Below are 15,731 nucleotides of genomic sequence, written 5' to 3'. Positions count from 1 at the left end.
GCTAAATCGCCTCGCACTGTACCGCCGCGATTTTGCCACCAGGCCCCGCAAAATCCGGTAACGCTCCGGGCCTCGCAACTTCCGGGACGGTGGCTAGCCTTCAGTACTCAACCAAGCAAGGATGCTTCGATGCCACCGTTTTTGTATGCACTCGCCTGTCTTGTCTTCATTGCCATTCCTGCGCTCGCCGCGCCCTGTCCCGACTGGCCCACTGAACGCGCCCGGGCCGAGATCGCCGCGCTGCAACAGCAAATCGACACCTGGGACGACGGCTATCACCGCCTCGGTCAATCGCCGGTGGCCGACGAACTGTATGACCAGTCCCGCGCACAGTTGAGCCAATGGCGCCGCTGCTTCAACCTCGCGGCACCCGACGATCCGCTGCGCTCAACGGGCGGAAAGGTTCCGCACCCCGTGGTCCATACCGGCCTGGAAAAGCTGAAGGACGCCGACGCCGTGGGGGCCTGGCTGCGCGGTCGGGAGGACGTCTGGGCCCAGCCGAAAGTCGACGGTGTGGCGGTAACCCTGGTCTATCGCAAGGGTCGCCTGCATCAGGCAATCAGCCGTGGCGATGGCGTCCAAGGACATGACTGGACCACGAATGCGCGCAAGATCGGCGCCATCCCCCAGCGACTGCACCAGTCCGTAGACCTGGTCGTCCAGGGCGAGTTGTACTGGCGCCTGGAGGCCCATGTCCAAGCCAGCAGCGGCAGCGTGAACGCCCGCGGGACCATGGCAGGCTTGATGGCACGCAGCAATTTGACGGTACACGATGGGGTGTATATCGACCTGTTTGTCTGGGACTGGCCGGAAGGGCCGGACACCCTGCCCGAGCGAATGGCCGCGCTGAACGCCTTGGGCTTCGCTGACACCCTCGACTACAACCAACCTGTGCGGACATTGGCCGATGCCGAGCAGTGGCGCGATCACTGGTACCGCACGCCGCTGCCATTCGCCAGCGACGGAATCGTCCTGCACCAGAGCCGCCGCCCACCCGCCGACCGCTGGCAGGCCAGGGCGCCGTTCTGGAGCGTGGCCTGGAAATACCCGTATGCCCAGGCGCTGGCCGAAGTGCGCAAGGTGCACTTCAAGGTCGGTCGCACCGGACGCATCACCCCCGTACTGGAGCTTGAACGCATCCGACTCGACGACCGGTGGATTCGCCGGGTAAGTGTCAGTTCCCTCAAGCGTTGGGAAGAGATGGACATTCGCCCCGGCGACCGTGTCGCTATCAGCCTGGCCGGGCTGACCATCCCACGGCTCGACAGCGTCGTGCTGCGCAGCGTCGAGCGGCAGAACCTCAACGTCCCTGCGGAAACCGATCATCACTTCTTGAGTTGCTGGCAACCGACACCCGGCTGTGAAAGCCAGTTCCTCGCGCGACTGGGCTGGCTCAGCGGCAAACAAGGGCTTGCCCTGCCCCACGTCGGCCCCGGCACCTGGGAAAAGCTGCTGGCCGCCGGACGACTCGACGGATTGCTGGATTGGATGACCCTCGATGCCGCCGAGCTTGCTAACATTGCCGGCTTCGGCGAACACAGCAGCACCCGCCTGCTCGCCAGCCTGCACAGCGCCCGACAACGCCCGTTCGAGCAATGGCTCAAGGCCCTGGGCCTGCCGCCCGCTGGTGAGGCCCGGCTGGAGGGGCCGTGGCAGGCGCTGGCCGAGCGCAGCACCGAACAATGGCAAGCCGAGGCCGGCATCGGACCGGGACGCGCCGCGCAACTGAGCGCATTTTTTCGCGACCCGCAGGTGCTGGCCTTGAGTGACGTATTACGCACTGCCGGGGTCGACGGTTTTTAATCCGGGCCCTGTGCGGTTGAACCCAAGGGGCAAGCATGCGTTCCAACAGCGCATCTGTACCGACCGCTCGCGATTTTTTACGGAGTTGCTATGAATTTCCTGTCCCCCGTTGCCCTGCTGGTCTTATGCAGTGCCATGGCCGCCCCCTTGATGGCGGACGAGCAAGCCCCGGAGCTCACCGGTTGCGCGGCCAAGCGCCAGGGCATCATCAACCAGATCGAACTGGCCAAGTCCCGTGGCAACCAGGACCAGCAGGCAGGCCTGGAAACCGCGTTGGACGAAGTCACCAGCCATTGCACCGATGCGTCCTTGCGCAAGGAGCGTGAAAACAAGGTGCTCGATGCCAAGCACGAGGTCAGCCGGCGTCAGGCCGACCTGGAAAAGGCCATGAAAAAAGGCGACGCCGAGCGGATCAACAAACGCAAGGACAAGCTGGCAACCTCCCGCAAGGAACTGCAGGAAGCGGTGGACGAGCTGGACAAGTGAACATTGAAAAGATCGCAGGCTCCTGCAGGATGAATGCGATCCCCTGTAGGAGCCTGCGATCTTTCAAGATATGTCAATGATCCCGAAACTCCTTATGACAGGCACTGCACGCATCCTCGACCTTTTGCACCGCCGGCCCCAAGTAACTGGCCTTGTAGGGTTGGACGTTGCTGGCGGTCACCAACTCACCGGTGGCGGCTTCAAGGTTGCGGGCCATTTCCTGGAAACGCGCCTGCTTTTGCCAGACCTCATCCCGGGCGCTGGTGTGGTCTTGCTCGCGCACTTGCGGGAAGTGCTTCCACGGCTCATGGGAGAGTTGATCCAGTTGCGCCGCGCCTTCGGCAAATCGTGGGCCATCGAACGGGACTCGTCCACGCAACATGCCGCCCAACTCTTCGTTGGTCTTGAGCATCTGCTTGAAGATCGCCTTGCGCTGGCCAAGGGGAGAATTGGGATCGACGCCGCCACAGGCGGATAACATCAGGCAGGCCAGTACGGCCATGGAAAATCGTTTTACAAACATCTTGGCCTCGGGGCAGGAAACGGCAGTTAGTATCCTCGGGTCATCGGTAAAGACCAATGGCCCTATCAACAATACGGGTTGTTCGAGCGCCTGACAGCGTTCGAATGACTGCAAAGGAAATCTTCATGAACAGCCGCATCAAGACCTGGCACAAAGGCCTGGCATTGACCCTACCGCTGATCGCACTGTTGGCCGGTTGTAATCGCGGCGAAAAGGTCGAAGAACCTCAGACCCACGCCCTCGCCACCTATGTCAGCGCACCGTGGGAGGCGTTGCCGTCGGTGTCCGATGCAGACCTGCTGGCCGGTTTCGGCTCCTGGCGCAGTGCCTGCACCCGACTCAAGGCCGATGCGACCTGGGGCCCGACCTGCGCGGCAGCGGCCAATGTGCCGCAAACCCCACAGGATGTACGCAATTTCCTGAAACAGAACCTGGACGTCTATGGCCTGCGCTCGGGAGACAACAGCCCCAACGGCCTGATTACCGGCTACTACGAGCCGGTCTACCCCGGCAGCCTCACCCAGACCGCTACGGCGAATATCCCGGTCTACGGTGTGCCGGAGGACATGATCATTGTGTCGCTGGACAGCATTTACCCTGAACTCAAGGGCAAACGCCTGCGTGGCCGCCTCGAAGGCCGCGTGCTCAAGCCATACGACGACGCGGCCACCATCGAAACCAACGGAGTAAAGGCGCCGGTCATCGCCTGGCTGACCGACCCCATGAACCTGCAATTCCTGCAAATCCAGGGTTCGGGACGCATTCGACTCGCCGATGGCCGCCAACTGCGCATCGGTTATGCCGACCAGAACGGCCATCCTTACCGCCCCATCGGGCGCTGGCTGGTTGAACAGGGCGAGCTGAAGAAAGAAGACGTGACCATGGGCGCCATCAGTGCCTGGGCCAAGGCCAACCCGAACCGTATTCCCGAATTGCTGGGCAGCAACCCCAGCTACGTGTTCTTCAACCGTAACCCCGACAGCAACGAAGGCCCGCGAGGCTCGCTGAATGTACCGCTGACAGCCGGCTACAGTGTGGCGGTGGACCGCAAGGTGATTCCGCTGGGCAGCCTGCTGTGGCTATCCACCACGCGCCCCGACGGCAGCACCTTGAACCGGCCCGTCGCCGCCCAGGACACTGGCGGTGCAATTGCCGGCGAAGTGCGGGCGGACCTGTTCTGGGGCACGGGCGAGGCGGCCGGACAACTGGCCGGGGACATGAAGCAACAGGGCCAGATCTGGATGCTCTGGCCCAAGGGCATGGCGTTGCCGCAAGTGCCGCAGGTGGCGAATGCGGTGACCGCCAATCCCTAGGGCCCCGATCGCGAGCAAGCTCGCTCCCACATTGGATCGGTTGTGTACACAAAATATGTATTCACCAAGATCAACTGTTGGAGCGAGCTTGCTCGCGAAGAGGCCAGCCAAAACGCCAAAAATCCGAAATCAGGCTCAGACCGAAACGAAGAAGAAACTCAAGACCAACCCCACCCCCACGAACCACATCAGCGAACGTAGAATCGCCCAGTCAGCCAGGTAGCAAATGATGTAGAGCAGGCGACTGGTGATGAACAGCACTGCCAGCACATTGATGGTCACCAGCTCGGCATTGCCGGCCTGGTGCGCGACGATCACGGCGGCGGCAAAAAACGGGCTGATTTCAAAGCTGTTCAGTTGCGCGGCGTATGCCCGCCGAGGCGCACCTTCGAGTGAGTCCAGAAAGTCCCGAGGGTCGTGGTTATCTGCCAGCCTGTATCGTCCACCGATCTTGGCAATGGCGACGCACAGGTAAGGCAGGAGAAAGGCAATCAAAATACACCACAGGGCAACCGTCATTGACGCAGTTCCTTCTTTGAGTTTTATAGAATATCGCAAGTCCAGCGCCGGTCAGGACTTCATCACCAGCATGCCAACCAACACCAGCCCGCAGGCTAAGAGCCGCGGCAAGCCGAAAGGTTCTTTCAAGTAACGCATGCCGAACAGCACCACCAGGATCACGCTGATCTCCCGCAGCGCCGCCGCTTCGGCGATCGAGCCCAGTTGCATGGCCCACAGCACCAGAGCGTAGCTGAACAATACGCAGAATCCGACTGCCAACCCCAACCGCCACTGCTCACGCCAGAACCGCATGAAGGCCGGCCGCTTGCTCACCAGCGCCAGCAACGGGAACGGCCAGGCACTGAACAGCGTGACCCAGACCAGGTAATCCAGCGGATGGGACCAGCGCCGCAAAGCGTGACCGTCGATAAAGGTGTAGCAACCGATGCACAGGCCGATCAGCGCCACCACCGGCAGCATCGACCAGGGCAGCCGCTCGCCACCACCGCCCTGCCACAACAGGCAAAGCATGCCGAACGGGATCAGCAAAATGCCGATGACCTGCTGGGTCGCCAGGGTTTCACCAGCGAACATAAATGTCAGGGCCAGCACCACCAGCGGCGACAGGCCGCGCATCAGCGGATAGACCAGCCCCAGGTCACCGACCCGATAAGCCTGGATCAGCAAATAGCGGTAGAGCAGCTCGAACGCCGCCGACGCCAGGATCCACGGCCAGATCTCCAACGGCGGCAAGGCCACGAAACCCAGTGCCAACGCGACGAACAGCAAGGCGACGCTGTCCATGTACGCCACCACCAGCAAACGCTCGCCACTGAACTTGATCAGCGTATTCCACGCCGCATGCAACAGTGCCGCGACCAACACCAGGGCCGTTGCAAGCACGGCACGCTCCTTGTCTTGTCCCCCGCCCGTAGGAGCTGCCGAAGGCTGCGATCTTTTTGATCTTTCACTTCAGACTCAATTGTCAGTGGAAAGATCGCAGCCTCGTTGCACTCGACAGCTCCTACGATCATCGGGCTCATAAATTGATTCGCTATCGTTTATACTGCAAGCCGACCACGCCGCACTCAGTTGCGCATACACCTATTCCAATAATCTCGCTGTTGCCCCGCTCATTCGAATGGGGGCGCCGGCATGCGTATGCCTGATCAGAGCGTCAAGACTACAGACAGAGACCTTGCGCATGCCACTCGCCTTGCTTGCTTTGGCCGTCGCCGCTTTCGGCATCGGCACGACTGAATTCGTCATCATGGGCCTGTTGCCCGATGTCGCCCGGGACTTGGCCGTGAGCATTCCCCAGGCCGGGCTACTGATTACGGGCTATGCCCTGGGCGTGGTGTTCGGCGCGCCGATCCTGGCGATTGGCACCGCCAACATGCCACGCAAGGCCACGCTGCTGGGCATGACCCTGATGTTCATCCTCGGCAACGTGCTCTGCGCCCTGGCGCCGAACTACGCCACGCTGATGGCCGCCCGGGTCATTACTGCGCTGTGCCACGGAGCGTTCTTTGGCATCGGTTCGGTAGTGGCGGCCGGGCTGGTGGCGCCGAACAAACGGGCCCAGGCAATTGCCATGATGTTCACCGGCCTGACCCTGGCTAACGTGCTGGGCGTGCCGTTGGGCACGGCTTTGGGGCAATACGCCGGTTGGCGTTCGACGTTCTGGGCGGTATCGGTGATCGGCGTGATCGCCGCCATCGCCCAATGGGTCTGGCTGCCCAGGGAAATCCCCATGGACAAAGCCAACCTGGCCAGCGAGTTCAAGGTGCTGGGCAAGGTCAACGTGTTGCTCGCCCTGGGCATGAGCGTGCTGGCCTCCACCAGTTTGTTCAGCGTGTTCACCTACATCGCGCCGATCCTGCAGGACATCACCGGTGTCAGCCCACACGGCATCACCATCATGTTGCTGTTGTTCGGTGTCGGCCTGACAGCGGGTAGCTTCCTCGGCGGGCGTCTGGCGGACCGGCGCCTGCTGCCTTCACTGGTGGCCATGGCCCTGGCCGTGGTGCTGGTGTTGGCCGCGTTCAGCCAGACCAGCCAATCGGTGATTCCGGCGGCGATCACCCTGGTGCTGTGGGGGATCTTCGCCTTCGCCCTGTGCCCGATCCTGCAACTGCTGATCATCGACCAGGCCTTTGAGGCGCCGAACCTCGGCTCGACCCTGAACCAGAGTGCCTTCAACCTCGGCAACGCGGCGGGAGCATGGATTGGTGGGTTGGTCGTCGCCAGTGGTGCCGACCTGGCGGACTTGCCGTGGACCGGGGCCCTGATGGGCGGGCTAACCGTACTGGCCGCGCTATATTTTATTTATCGCCAGCGTCATCTCGGCGCTGCGGCAGGCCTTGCCGACTGAGGGGCGTATTGGTCTCGCTGCGCACCTGTGCGTGGCTGATCAGCGCAAAGATGAAACTGCCGCCGATGATATTCCCCGCCAACGTCGGCCCGGCAAACACCATCCAGAAATCCGCCCATGACAACTGGCCGGCGAACACCAGGTACGACACTTCGGCCGAGCCGACGACGATGTGAGTGAAATCCCCGAGCGCCATGAGGTAGGTGATCAGGATGATGATCCACATCTTGGCGCTTTCCATGGACGGGATCATCCAGACCATGGTGGCGATCATCCAGCCGGAGATGATGCCCTTGGCGAACATCTGGCCAGTGTCGTTCTCCATGACCTTGCGCCCGATCTCCAGGAAAGCCTGGTCGGTGCGCTGATCGAAGATCGGCAAGTGCAGCATCACATACGCCACCAGCAAGGTGCCGCACAGGTTGCCCACCAGCACCACGCCCCAGAGCCGCAACAGCCGGCCGAAGTTGCCCAGCGTGGGTTTGCTCATGATCGGCAGCACGGCGGTCAGGGTATTTTCGGTGAACAGTTGCTGGCGGGCCAGGATCACCGCGAGAAAGCCGGCGCAGTAACCGAAACTGGCGATCACCTTGAAGCCTTCGTGGTCCGGCAGCCGGGAGTTGAGCAATCCCATTGCCATCAGCGACAGGCCCATGGTCAACCCCGCCGCCAGGGCCGACCACCAGAGCGCGGCGATACTGCGCTCCAGCTCCTGGTTGCCCTGGGTGCGGATGATTTCGTGCAGCACCGCAGCCCGCGGCGGCTGGTTGAGGTCGACTTCATGCTGCTCCTGAGCCGAAAGGTCAGGGGTCTTGCCTTCTTCATGGGTGTCCATACAGCTCCTGAACCGGTGGCGTGATGTACCTACGACACGTGGCGATCAGCGCTGTTCAGTTACCTCAGCCTGAAACCGCTATCGCGAGCAAGCTCGCTCCCACAGGGAGACGGCGGTGAGCACAAATCCCGTGAACACACCGAAATCAATGTGGGAGCGAGCTTGCTCGCGATAGCAGCGCCGTCGATTTCACTCGACGACAGCATCCTTGAACTGATCCTTGACGTACTTGATCTCGGTCCGCCCGTGAGGCGCGGGCAGGCCGTCTTCGCCGAGATTGACGAAGACCATCTTCTCCACGGTCAGGATGCTCTTGCGGGTGATTTTGTTGCGCACCTCGCAGGTCAGGGTGATGGAAGTACGGCCAAACTCGGTGGCGGTGATGCCCAGCTCGATGATGTCGCCCTGGCGCGAAGCGCTGACGAAATTGATTTCCGAGATGTACTTGGTGACCACGCGCTGGTTACCGAGCTGGACGATGGCGTAGATCGCCGCCTCCTCGTCGATCCAGCGCAACAGGCTGCCGCCGAACAGCGTTCCGTTGGGGTTGAGGTCTTCGGGCTTGACCCATTTGCGGGTGTGGAAATTCATGATCACTCCTGAGTGTCTGGCCGTTGGATTGCTGCATCATGGCAGACCGCACGGTCAGGCTCTACGTCGCGGGCCCTATGACAGTCATCGGCATTTTTGATTTGCCGACAGAAACCCTTTTGGAAGATCCGATTAGCCCGTTATAATCGCCACCGCTTTACCTCGGTCCACCCTTTGGACCGTTCCCGCCACCTGTCCGAGGGGCGCTGCAGCAGGCTCGACCTGTCAGGCTCGGATGGGGCGTTGTTTGTACGGGGGCTCCCCGCACGGACACTAAACGCACAACGGCGCCCATTCGCATACATTACGAATGGAGGCTCTTCATGAGCGCTGTTATCACGCCTGCCGATTTTACCGACTACAAAGTCGCCGACATGTCCCTGGCTGCCTGGGGCCGTCGCGAAATCATCATCGCCGAATCCGAAATGCCAGCCCTGATGGGCCTGCGCCGCAAGTACTCTGGCGAACAGCCATTGAAGGGCGCGAAGATCCTCGGCTGCATCCACATGACCATCCAGACCGCCGTGCTGATCGAAACCCTGGTTGCCCTGGGTGCCGAAGTGCGCTGGTCGTCCTGCAACATCTTCTCGACCCAGGACCAGGCCGCTGCCGCCATCGCCGCCGCCGGTATCCCGGTATTCGCCTGGAAAGGCGAGACCGAGCAAGAGTACGAGTGGTGCCTGGAGCAGACCATCCTCAAGGATGGCCAGCCGTGGGACACCAACATGATCCTCGACGACGGCGGCGACCTGACCGAACTGCTGCACAAGAAGTACGCAGCCGTGCTGGAAAACGTCCACGGCGTGACCGAAGAAACCACCACTGGCGTGCACCGCCTGCTGGACATGCTGGCCAAGGGCGAACTGAAGATCCCGGCCATCAACGTCAACGACTCGGTAACCAAGAGCAAGAACGACAACAAGTACGGCTGCCGTCACAGCCTCAACGACGCCATCAAGCGCGGCACCGACCACCTGTTGTCGGGCAAGCAGGCGCTGGTGATCGGCTACGGTGACGTGGGCAAGGGTTCGGCCCAGTCCCTGCGTCAGGAAGGCATGATCGTTAAGGTGTCCGAAGTCGATCCGATCTGCGCCATGCAGGCCTGCATGGACGGTTTCGAGCTGGTTTCGCCGTTCATCGACGGGATCAACGACGGCACCGAAGCCAGCGTCGACAAGGCCCTGCTGGGCAAGATCGATCTGATCGTGACCACCACCGGCAACGTCAACGTCTGCGATGCCAACATGCTCAAGGCCCTGAAGAAGCGCGCCGTGGTCTGCAACATCGGTCACTTCGACAATGAAATCGACACCGCTTTCATGCGCAAGAACTGGGCATGGGAAGAAGTGAAGCCGCAGGTCCACAAGGTGCACCGCACTGGCACCGGCAGCTTTGACCCACAGAACGACGACTACCTGATCCTGCTGGCTGAAGGCCGCCTGGTTAACCTGGGCAACGCCACCGGCCACCCAAGCCGCATCATGGACGGCTCGTTCGCCAACCAGGTCCTGGCCCAGATCTTCCTGTTCGGCCAGAAATACGCCGACCTGTCGCCGGCCCAGAAAGCCGAGCGCCTGACCGTGGAAGTACTGCCCAAGAAACTCGACGAAGAAGTGGCCCTGGAAATGGTCCGCGGTTTCGGCGGCGTGGTCACCAAACTGACCAAGCAACAGGCTGACTACATCGGCGTCACCGTCGAAGGCCCGTTCAAGCCGCACGCTTACCGCTACTAATAGGCGCCCTTCCCTTTGGGGGCAGGCCTGTGGGAGCAAAGCTTGCTCGCGATGCAGACACCTCGATCCAGCTATCGGACCGAGGCGATGCCAATCGCGAGCAGGCTCGCTCCCACATAAACCCGCTCCCACAAGGGATGTGCGAGCCTCTCCGGCTTACGAGCTTCCAAGGATATGACCATGTCCCAAGACCGTCGCTACAGCTTCGAGTTCTTCCCGACGAAGACCGATGCTGGGCATGAAAAACTGATCGCCACTGCCCGTCAGCTGGCCAGCTACAACCCCGACTTCTTCTCCTGCACCTATGGCGCCGGCGGTTCGACCCGTGACCGCACCATGAACACCGTGTTGCAGCTCGAAAGCGAAGTCAAAGTCCCAGCCGCCCCTCACCTGTCTTGCGTGGGTGACAGCAAGGACGACCTGCGCAGCCTGCTGACCCAGTACAAGGCCGCTGGCATCAAGCGCATCGTTGCCCTGCGCGGCGACCTGCCGTCAGGCATGGGCATGGCCAGCGGCGAGCTGCGCCATGCCAACGAACTGGTGAGCTTCATTCGTGAAGAAACCGGCGATCACTTCCACATCGAAGTGGCTGCGTATCCGGAAATGCACCCCCAGGCGCGCAATTTCGAAGACGATCTGCGCAACTTCGTGCGCAAGGCCAATGCTGGCGCCAACAGCGCGATCACCCAGTACTTCTTCAACGCCGACAGTTACTTCTACTTCGTCGAGCGCATACGCAAGTTGGGCGTCGACATTCCTGTGGTGCCGGGAATCATGCCGATCACCAACTACAGCAAGCTGGCGCGCTTCTCCGACGCGTGCGGTGCAGAAATTCCACGCTGGATCCGTAAGCAGCTGGAAGCCTACGGCGACGACGCCTCCAGCATCCAAAGCTTTGGCGAGGAAGTCATCACGCAAATGTGTGAGCGTTTGCTGCAAGGCGGTGCACCGGGGCTGCATTTCTATACCCTTAACCAGGCCGAACCCAGCCTCGCGGTATGGAACAACCTCAAGCTGCCACGCTGAATGATGCATGTGGTGGCACAAAAAAAGGCCTTGGCAAACACCAAGGCCTTTTTCATTCAGTGATCGCAACGGCCCGCCCCCTGCAATGCGCCGCATCGGTGAGCGCGCCGAGCCATCCATGAACACTGGAGGCGGGCCACCAGGGCGCAGGCCAGAGCGCTCTAGCTATTTGATGAGCTCTCGTCGTAACCTCAGGCCATGCCCGTCATTGTCCAGCTGCTGACCACCCTTCTTCTCTTGTGCCTGAGCATGACTGCCCGGGCCGAGAAGTTGCGCATTGTCACCGAACCCTGGGCGCCGTATGTCTACGAAGAGAACGGCAAGATGCTGGGCCTGGACTACGAAACCACGGCCATCGTGTTCAAGCGCCTGGGTATCGACGTGGAATGGCAGTTCCTGCCGTGGAAGCGCTGCCTGGTGATGCTGGAGCAGGGGTTGGCGGACGGTGCGCTGGACATTTTCCACAGCGATGAGCGCGATGCCATGCTGCTTTACCCCAGCGAACCGCTGTCGGACGTGGAGTTTGTGATGTTCTACGCCAATGCCCGGCCCCATCCGTTTCGCACGCTCGATGACCTGGGCGGCCTGACCATCGGCACCTCACCCGGTTATCTCTACAGCCAGGCCTTCAGTGAGTCGACCCTGTTCACCCGGGAAACAGCGCCGACCCACGAAGCCAATTTCGGAAAGCTGCAGCTGGGACGCATCGACCTGCTCATCACCGACCGCAGGGTGGGCCGACATGTGCTCGAACAAATGCAGTTGGGCGACCAGATCACCGAAAACCCGATGGTCGTGAGCCGTCAAAGCCAATACCTGGCGGTGCGGCGCAACGCCGGGATGGATTTGCTGGTGCAACGCTTCAGTGCCGAACTCAAGCGTTTCAAGCGCGAACCCGCCTATGCCGAACTGAGCGCCCGCTACGGCGCCGGCCCAGTGGCCGAGGTCATCTCGCCCGGGCCGGGTCAACGTTGAAATAAACCGTTGAGCAGCAGGAAAGCGGCGCACGGCGTTTGCTCTGTTATACTCCGGCCTTCCCGCCAGGCTCACGCCCGGACGCCCGGCCTTGCAAAAGGCATCCCGACACCGCTACAGCGCCGCCTACGGCCCGCGCGAGCCTTGTCCGGAGCCGCCTTCTTGGCCCGGCAGGACCGGACGGGATGACGTCTTCTTGTTGAACGTCATTCGCGCCAGGCAAGACTATCCCATTGGGCCAGGCCCTCACTAAAACAGGATTACTCATGTCCTTTGCTTCCCTCGGTCTCTCCGAGGCTTTAGTCGGCGCCATCGAAGCCGCCGGCTATACCCAGCCTACCCCGGTGCAACAGCGGGCCATTCCCGCCGTGTTGCAAGGTCGCGACCTGATGGTCGCGGCGCAGACAGGTACTGGTAAAACCGGCGGTTTCGCCCTTCCGATCCTGGAGCGGTTGTTCCCCAACGGTCACCCAGACAAATCCCAGCGTCATGGCCCGCGCCAACCGCGCGTACTGGTCCTGACCCCAACCCGCGAACTGGCAGCCCAGGTACACGAGAGCTTCAAGGTCTACGCTCGCGACCTGAAGTTCGTCAGCGCCTGCATTTTTGGCGGTGTCGGTATGAACCCCCAGGTCCAGGCCATGTCCCGTGGCGTCGATGTACTGGTTGCCTGCCCCGGTCGCCTGCTGGACCTGGCCGGCCAGGGCAGCGTCGATTTGTCCCACGTGGAAATCCTCGTGCTGGACGAAGCCGACCGCATGCTCGACATGGGCTTTGTCCATGACGTGAAGAAAGTCCTCGCTCGCCTGCCCGCCAAGCGTCAGAACCTGCTGTTTTCGGCGACGTTCTCCAAGGACATCACCGACCTGGCTGGCAAGCTGCTGCACAACCCGGAGCGCATCGAAGTCACGCCTCCGAACACCACGGTCGAGCGCATCGAGCAACGGGTTTTCCGCCTGCCGGCCAGCCACAAGCGTGCCCTGCTGGCGCACCTGATTACCGCCGGTGCCTGGGAACAGGTCCTGGTGTTCACCCGCACCAAGCACGGCGCCAACCGCCTGGCCGAGTACCTGGACAAGCACGGCCTGCCGGCTGTGGCAATCCACGGTAACAAGAGCCAGAACGCCCGCACCAAGGCCCTCGCCGACTTCAAGGCCGGCGAAGTGCGCATCCTGGTGGCCACCGACATCGCGGCCCGTGGCCTGGACATCGACCAGTTGCCTCACGTGGTCAACTTCGAGCTGCCAAACGTCGATGAAGACTACGTGCACCGTATCGGCCGTACCGGCCGGGCCGGTCGTTCGGGCGAAGCGATCTCGTTGGTCGCACCGGACGAAGAAAAGCTGCTCAAAAGCATCGAGCGCATGACCAAGCAGAAAATTGCCGACGGCGACCTGATGGGCTTCGATGCCAGCACCATCGAGGCCGAGAAGCCTGAAGTGCGCGAACGTCCGGACGTGCGCAATCCGCGCAATGCCCGTGGCCCACGCGGCGACGGTCCGAATGGCGGCGGTGGTGGCGGTGGCCGCAAGGACAAAGGCAAGGACAAGGGCAAGGAAAAACCGGCCAGCAATAGCAATGGCCGTGGCGAACGCCCAGCCCGCGAGCAGAAGCCTCGCGAAGGCACGCCAGCTCGTGAACAGCAGCGTCCAGCCCCACGCGCCGCAGCCGATCGTGCCCCGGACGAGTTCCTGGACGACGATATCGATAACTTCGGTAACCGCGTCGACTACGTGCCACAGCAGAAACCGGCCCAGGGCCGTGGTCGCCGCCCGGGTGCCCCGGCACAGGGTGCAGCTGCAGGCGCGCCGCGCAGCGGCCAGCCACAAGGTCGCCAGAATGGGCCGCGCAACAGCAACGGCTCGTCCACCGGTACGCCACCGGCCAAGCGCAGCGGCCCACGCAACGGTGCCCCGCGTGACGGTCAGGCCCGTCGCGACGACACCCGCCCGCGCCGTCCGGCCCGTGACGACCAGCCTCGCCAGGAACCCGCCGTGCAGAACCCGCGCAGCAACCAGCCGAAGATCGTGCACAAGGAATCGAAAGCCGATCGCTTCCCGACGCCTGAACAGCTGGATCAACTGCCAAGCCGCCCACGGGGCGAAAAACCGGCATTGCTGACACGCAATCGCTGAGTTTTTCCAAGCCTTGAAAAATGCCCCAGGTCTCGCGACCTGGGGCATTTTTTTGGCCCAACACAATTCCAAATGTGGGAGCGAGCTTGCTCGCGATAGCGGTATGTCAGTCAACATCAAGTCGACCGGTAAGACGCCATCGCGAGCAAGCTCGCTCCCACAGGGTTCTCCGTGTTGCCCGAATCCGGGTAATAAAAAACGCCCCTGATCGCAAGACCAGAGGCGTTTTTTGTCAGGCGCGAAGGTTACTTCGCTTTGACACCTTCAAACGAGATGTACAGCTCAACGGCGTCGGATTGTGGCCCCAGGTCCATCATCTTGCCGAAGTCGGAACGCTTGATGCTGGTGGTGCCCTCGAAGCCAGCACGGTAGCCGCCCCATGGATCCTTGCCTTCGCCCAGGAACGTGGCCTTGACCACGATTGGCTTGGTCACGCCGTGCAGCGTCAGGTCACCCGTCACGTCTGCAGTGTCTTTGCCATCAGCGTTCTTGCCGGTGGACTTGACGCTGGTGGACACGAACTTGGCATCGGCAAACTTGCCTACGTCCAGGAAGTCCTTGCTGGCGATGTGCTTGTCGCGCTCGGCGTGGTTGGTGAACACGCTGGCGGTACGTACGTTGAACTCGATCTTGCTGGCCTCAGGCTTGGCGGCGTCAAAGCTGAACTTGCCGTCGATGTCCTTGAAGGTACCGGTAATGTAGCTATAGCCCAGGTGGCTGATCTTGAAGTCGACGAAGGCGTGCTGGCCTTCCTTGTCAACTACGTAGTCAGCAGCCATGGCCTGGCCGGCCGACAGCAGGGCAGAACCGATTGCCAGGGCGGCGAGCGTCTTTTTCAACATGCTTTCTATTCCTTTGGAGTCGAGGTTGAACATCAGGCTTGGCGCCCCAGCATTCGCTTGAGGGTCGCGTCACGGTCGATAAAGTGGTGTTTCAATGCTGCCAACGCATGAAGGCCGGAGAAAATTACCAACGCCCACGCCAGGTAGAGGTGAATCTGGCCAGCGACGTCTGCCTGATCGGGCAGTCCGGACACCAGCGCGGGTACTTCAAACAAACCAAACACCGGGATCCCGACACCGTCTGCGGTGGAAATCAGGTAACCGGCAATCATCACGGCGAACAACCCGAGATACAGTGCGCTATGACCGAGCTTGGCACCGGCGCGGGTCAGGCGGCCATAGGTCGGCAGGGTCGGTGGCGGCGGGCTGACAACGCGCCAGATCACCCGCAGCAACATGACCGCCAGCAGCATCAGGCCAATGCTCTTGTGCAGGTCCGGTGCGTCTTTGCGCCAGGTGCTGTAGTAATCCAGGCCAACCATCCACAGGCCCAGGGCGAACAACCCGTACACCACCAGCGCAACGCCCCAGTGCACAGCGATACTGACCCAGCCATAGCGAGAAGAAGAGTTGCGTAGCTGCATTGCTCATTTC

Annotated in this window: 15 protein-coding genes and 1 riboswitch; of the genes, 8 read left to right on the top strand and 7 right to left on the bottom strand. The window is 61.7% G+C overall.

The genetic code is table 11. The features are described from left to right. Positions 1 to 129 precede the first annotated feature (129 nt). A complete protein-coding gene (gene ligB / locus F7R20_RS24655) occupies positions 130 to 1,803 on the top strand; it encodes an NAD-dependent DNA ligase LigB (protein ID WP_003206405.1) in 1,674 nt (557 codons plus the stop codon). 90 nt (positions 1,804 to 1,893) lie between these two features. After that, positions 1,894 to 2,289 (top strand): DUF1090 domain-containing protein, encoded by a 396-nt coding sequence (locus F7R20_RS24650; RefSeq protein WP_003206407.1) that lies wholly within the window; start codon positions 1,894 to 1,896, stop codon positions 2,287 to 2,289. Between the two features lie 73 nt (positions 2,290 to 2,362). Here F7R20_RS24650 and F7R20_RS24645 read toward each other — a convergent pair whose 3' ends face one another. Continuing rightward, positions 2,363 to 2,812: a c-type cytochrome gene (locus tag F7R20_RS24645; protein WP_003206409.1), complete on the bottom strand. Its 450-nt coding sequence runs from the start codon at positions 2,810 to 2,812 to the stop codon at positions 2,363 to 2,365. 125 nt (positions 2,813 to 2,937) lie between these two features. Between F7R20_RS24645 and mltA the strand changes: the two genes are divergently transcribed. Further along, positions 2,938 to 4,125, top strand: coding sequence for a murein transglycosylase A (gene mltA / locus F7R20_RS24640; RefSeq protein WP_003206411.1), 1,188 nt, complete (start codon positions 2,938 to 2,940; stop codon positions 4,123 to 4,125). 135 nt (positions 4,126 to 4,260) lie between these two features. Here the strand turns inward: mltA and F7R20_RS24635 are convergent, their stop codons facing one another. Together F7R20_RS24635 and F7R20_RS24630 are read right to left on the bottom strand one after the other, a co-directional pair. Further along, a complete protein-coding gene (locus F7R20_RS24635) occupies positions 4,261 to 4,644 on the bottom strand; it encodes an MAPEG family protein (protein WP_003206412.1) in 384 nt (127 codons plus the stop codon). A 51-nt stretch (positions 4,645 to 4,695) separates the two neighbouring features. Further along, complete coding sequence (locus tag F7R20_RS24630; RefSeq protein ID WP_003206414.1) at positions 4,696 to 5,529, bottom strand: EamA family transporter; 834 nt, start codon at positions 5,527 to 5,529, stop codon at positions 4,696 to 4,698. A 301-nt stretch (positions 5,530 to 5,830) separates the two neighbouring features. On the opposite strand from F7R20_RS24630, the gene F7R20_RS24625 reads away from it, so the two are divergent. Continuing rightward, on the top strand, positions 5,831 to 7,000 hold the full coding sequence (locus tag F7R20_RS24625; RefSeq protein ID WP_003206416.1) for an MFS transporter: 1,170 nt from the start codon (positions 5,831 to 5,833) through the stop codon (positions 6,998 to 7,000). Here the strand turns inward: F7R20_RS24625 and F7R20_RS24620 are convergent. Further along, positions 6,951 to 7,835 carry a formate/nitrite transporter family protein gene (locus F7R20_RS24620; protein ID WP_003206418.1) on the bottom strand — a complete coding sequence of 295 codons (885 nt, stop codon included), beginning with the start codon at positions 7,833 to 7,835 and terminating at the stop codon, positions 6,951 to 6,953. The genes F7R20_RS24625 and F7R20_RS24620 overlap by 50 nt on opposite strands. Before the next feature lie 189 nt (positions 7,836 to 8,024). Next, positions 8,025 to 8,426: an acyl-CoA thioesterase gene (locus F7R20_RS24615; protein ID WP_003206420.1), complete on the bottom strand. Its 402-nt coding sequence runs from the start codon at positions 8,424 to 8,426 to the stop codon at positions 8,025 to 8,027. 192 nt (positions 8,427 to 8,618) lie between these two features. After that, a riboswitch (S-adenosyl-L-homocysteine riboswitch) is annotated at positions 8,619 to 8,726 on the top strand. Between the two features lie 23 nt (positions 8,727 to 8,749). Here F7R20_RS24615 and ahcY point away from each other — a divergent pair. The 4 genes from ahcY (at position 8,750) to F7R20_RS24595 (ending at position 14,295) form a co-directional block, all read left to right on the top strand. After that, positions 8,750 to 10,159: an adenosylhomocysteinase gene (gene ahcY / locus F7R20_RS24610; RefSeq protein ID WP_003206421.1), complete on the top strand. Its 1,410-nt coding sequence runs from the start codon at positions 8,750 to 8,752 to the stop codon at positions 10,157 to 10,159. 180 nt (positions 10,160 to 10,339) lie between these two features. After that, a complete protein-coding gene (gene metF / locus F7R20_RS24605) occupies positions 10,340 to 11,185 on the top strand; it encodes a methylenetetrahydrofolate reductase [NAD(P)H] (RefSeq protein ID WP_003206422.1) in 846 nt (281 codons plus the stop codon). A 198-nt stretch (positions 11,186 to 11,383) separates the two neighbouring features. Beyond that, positions 11,384 to 12,160: a substrate-binding periplasmic protein gene (locus F7R20_RS24600; protein WP_003206424.1), complete on the top strand. Its 777-nt coding sequence runs from the start codon at positions 11,384 to 11,386 to the stop codon at positions 12,158 to 12,160. Between the two features lie 266 nt (positions 12,161 to 12,426). Further along, positions 12,427 to 14,295: a DEAD/DEAH box helicase gene (locus tag F7R20_RS24595; protein ID WP_003206426.1), complete on the top strand. Its 1,869-nt coding sequence runs from the start codon at positions 12,427 to 12,429 to the stop codon at positions 14,293 to 14,295. A 245-nt stretch (positions 14,296 to 14,540) separates the two neighbouring features. On the opposite strand, the gene F7R20_RS24590 is transcribed toward F7R20_RS24595, so the two are convergent. After that, positions 14,541 to 15,137 carry a YceI family protein gene (locus F7R20_RS24590; protein WP_003206427.1) on the bottom strand — a complete coding sequence of 199 codons (597 nt, stop codon included), beginning with the start codon at positions 15,135 to 15,137 and terminating at the stop codon, positions 14,541 to 14,543. A 32-nt stretch (positions 15,138 to 15,169) separates the two neighbouring features. Further along, positions 15,170 to 15,721 carry a cytochrome b gene (locus F7R20_RS24585; RefSeq protein ID WP_003206429.1) on the bottom strand — a complete coding sequence of 184 codons (552 nt, stop codon included), beginning with the start codon at positions 15,719 to 15,721 and terminating at the stop codon, positions 15,170 to 15,172. Between the last annotated feature and the right edge of the window lie 10 nt (positions 15,722 to 15,731).

It is taken from the genome of Pseudomonas brassicacearum subsp. brassicacearum, assembly GCF_008801605.1.
GTDB lineage: Bacteria > Pseudomonadota > Gammaproteobacteria > Pseudomonadales > Pseudomonadaceae > Aquipseudomonas > Aquipseudomonas brassicacearum.
The sequence above is the reverse complement of the archived record's forward strand: the minus strand, read 5'-3'. Positions and strand labels throughout refer to the sequence as shown.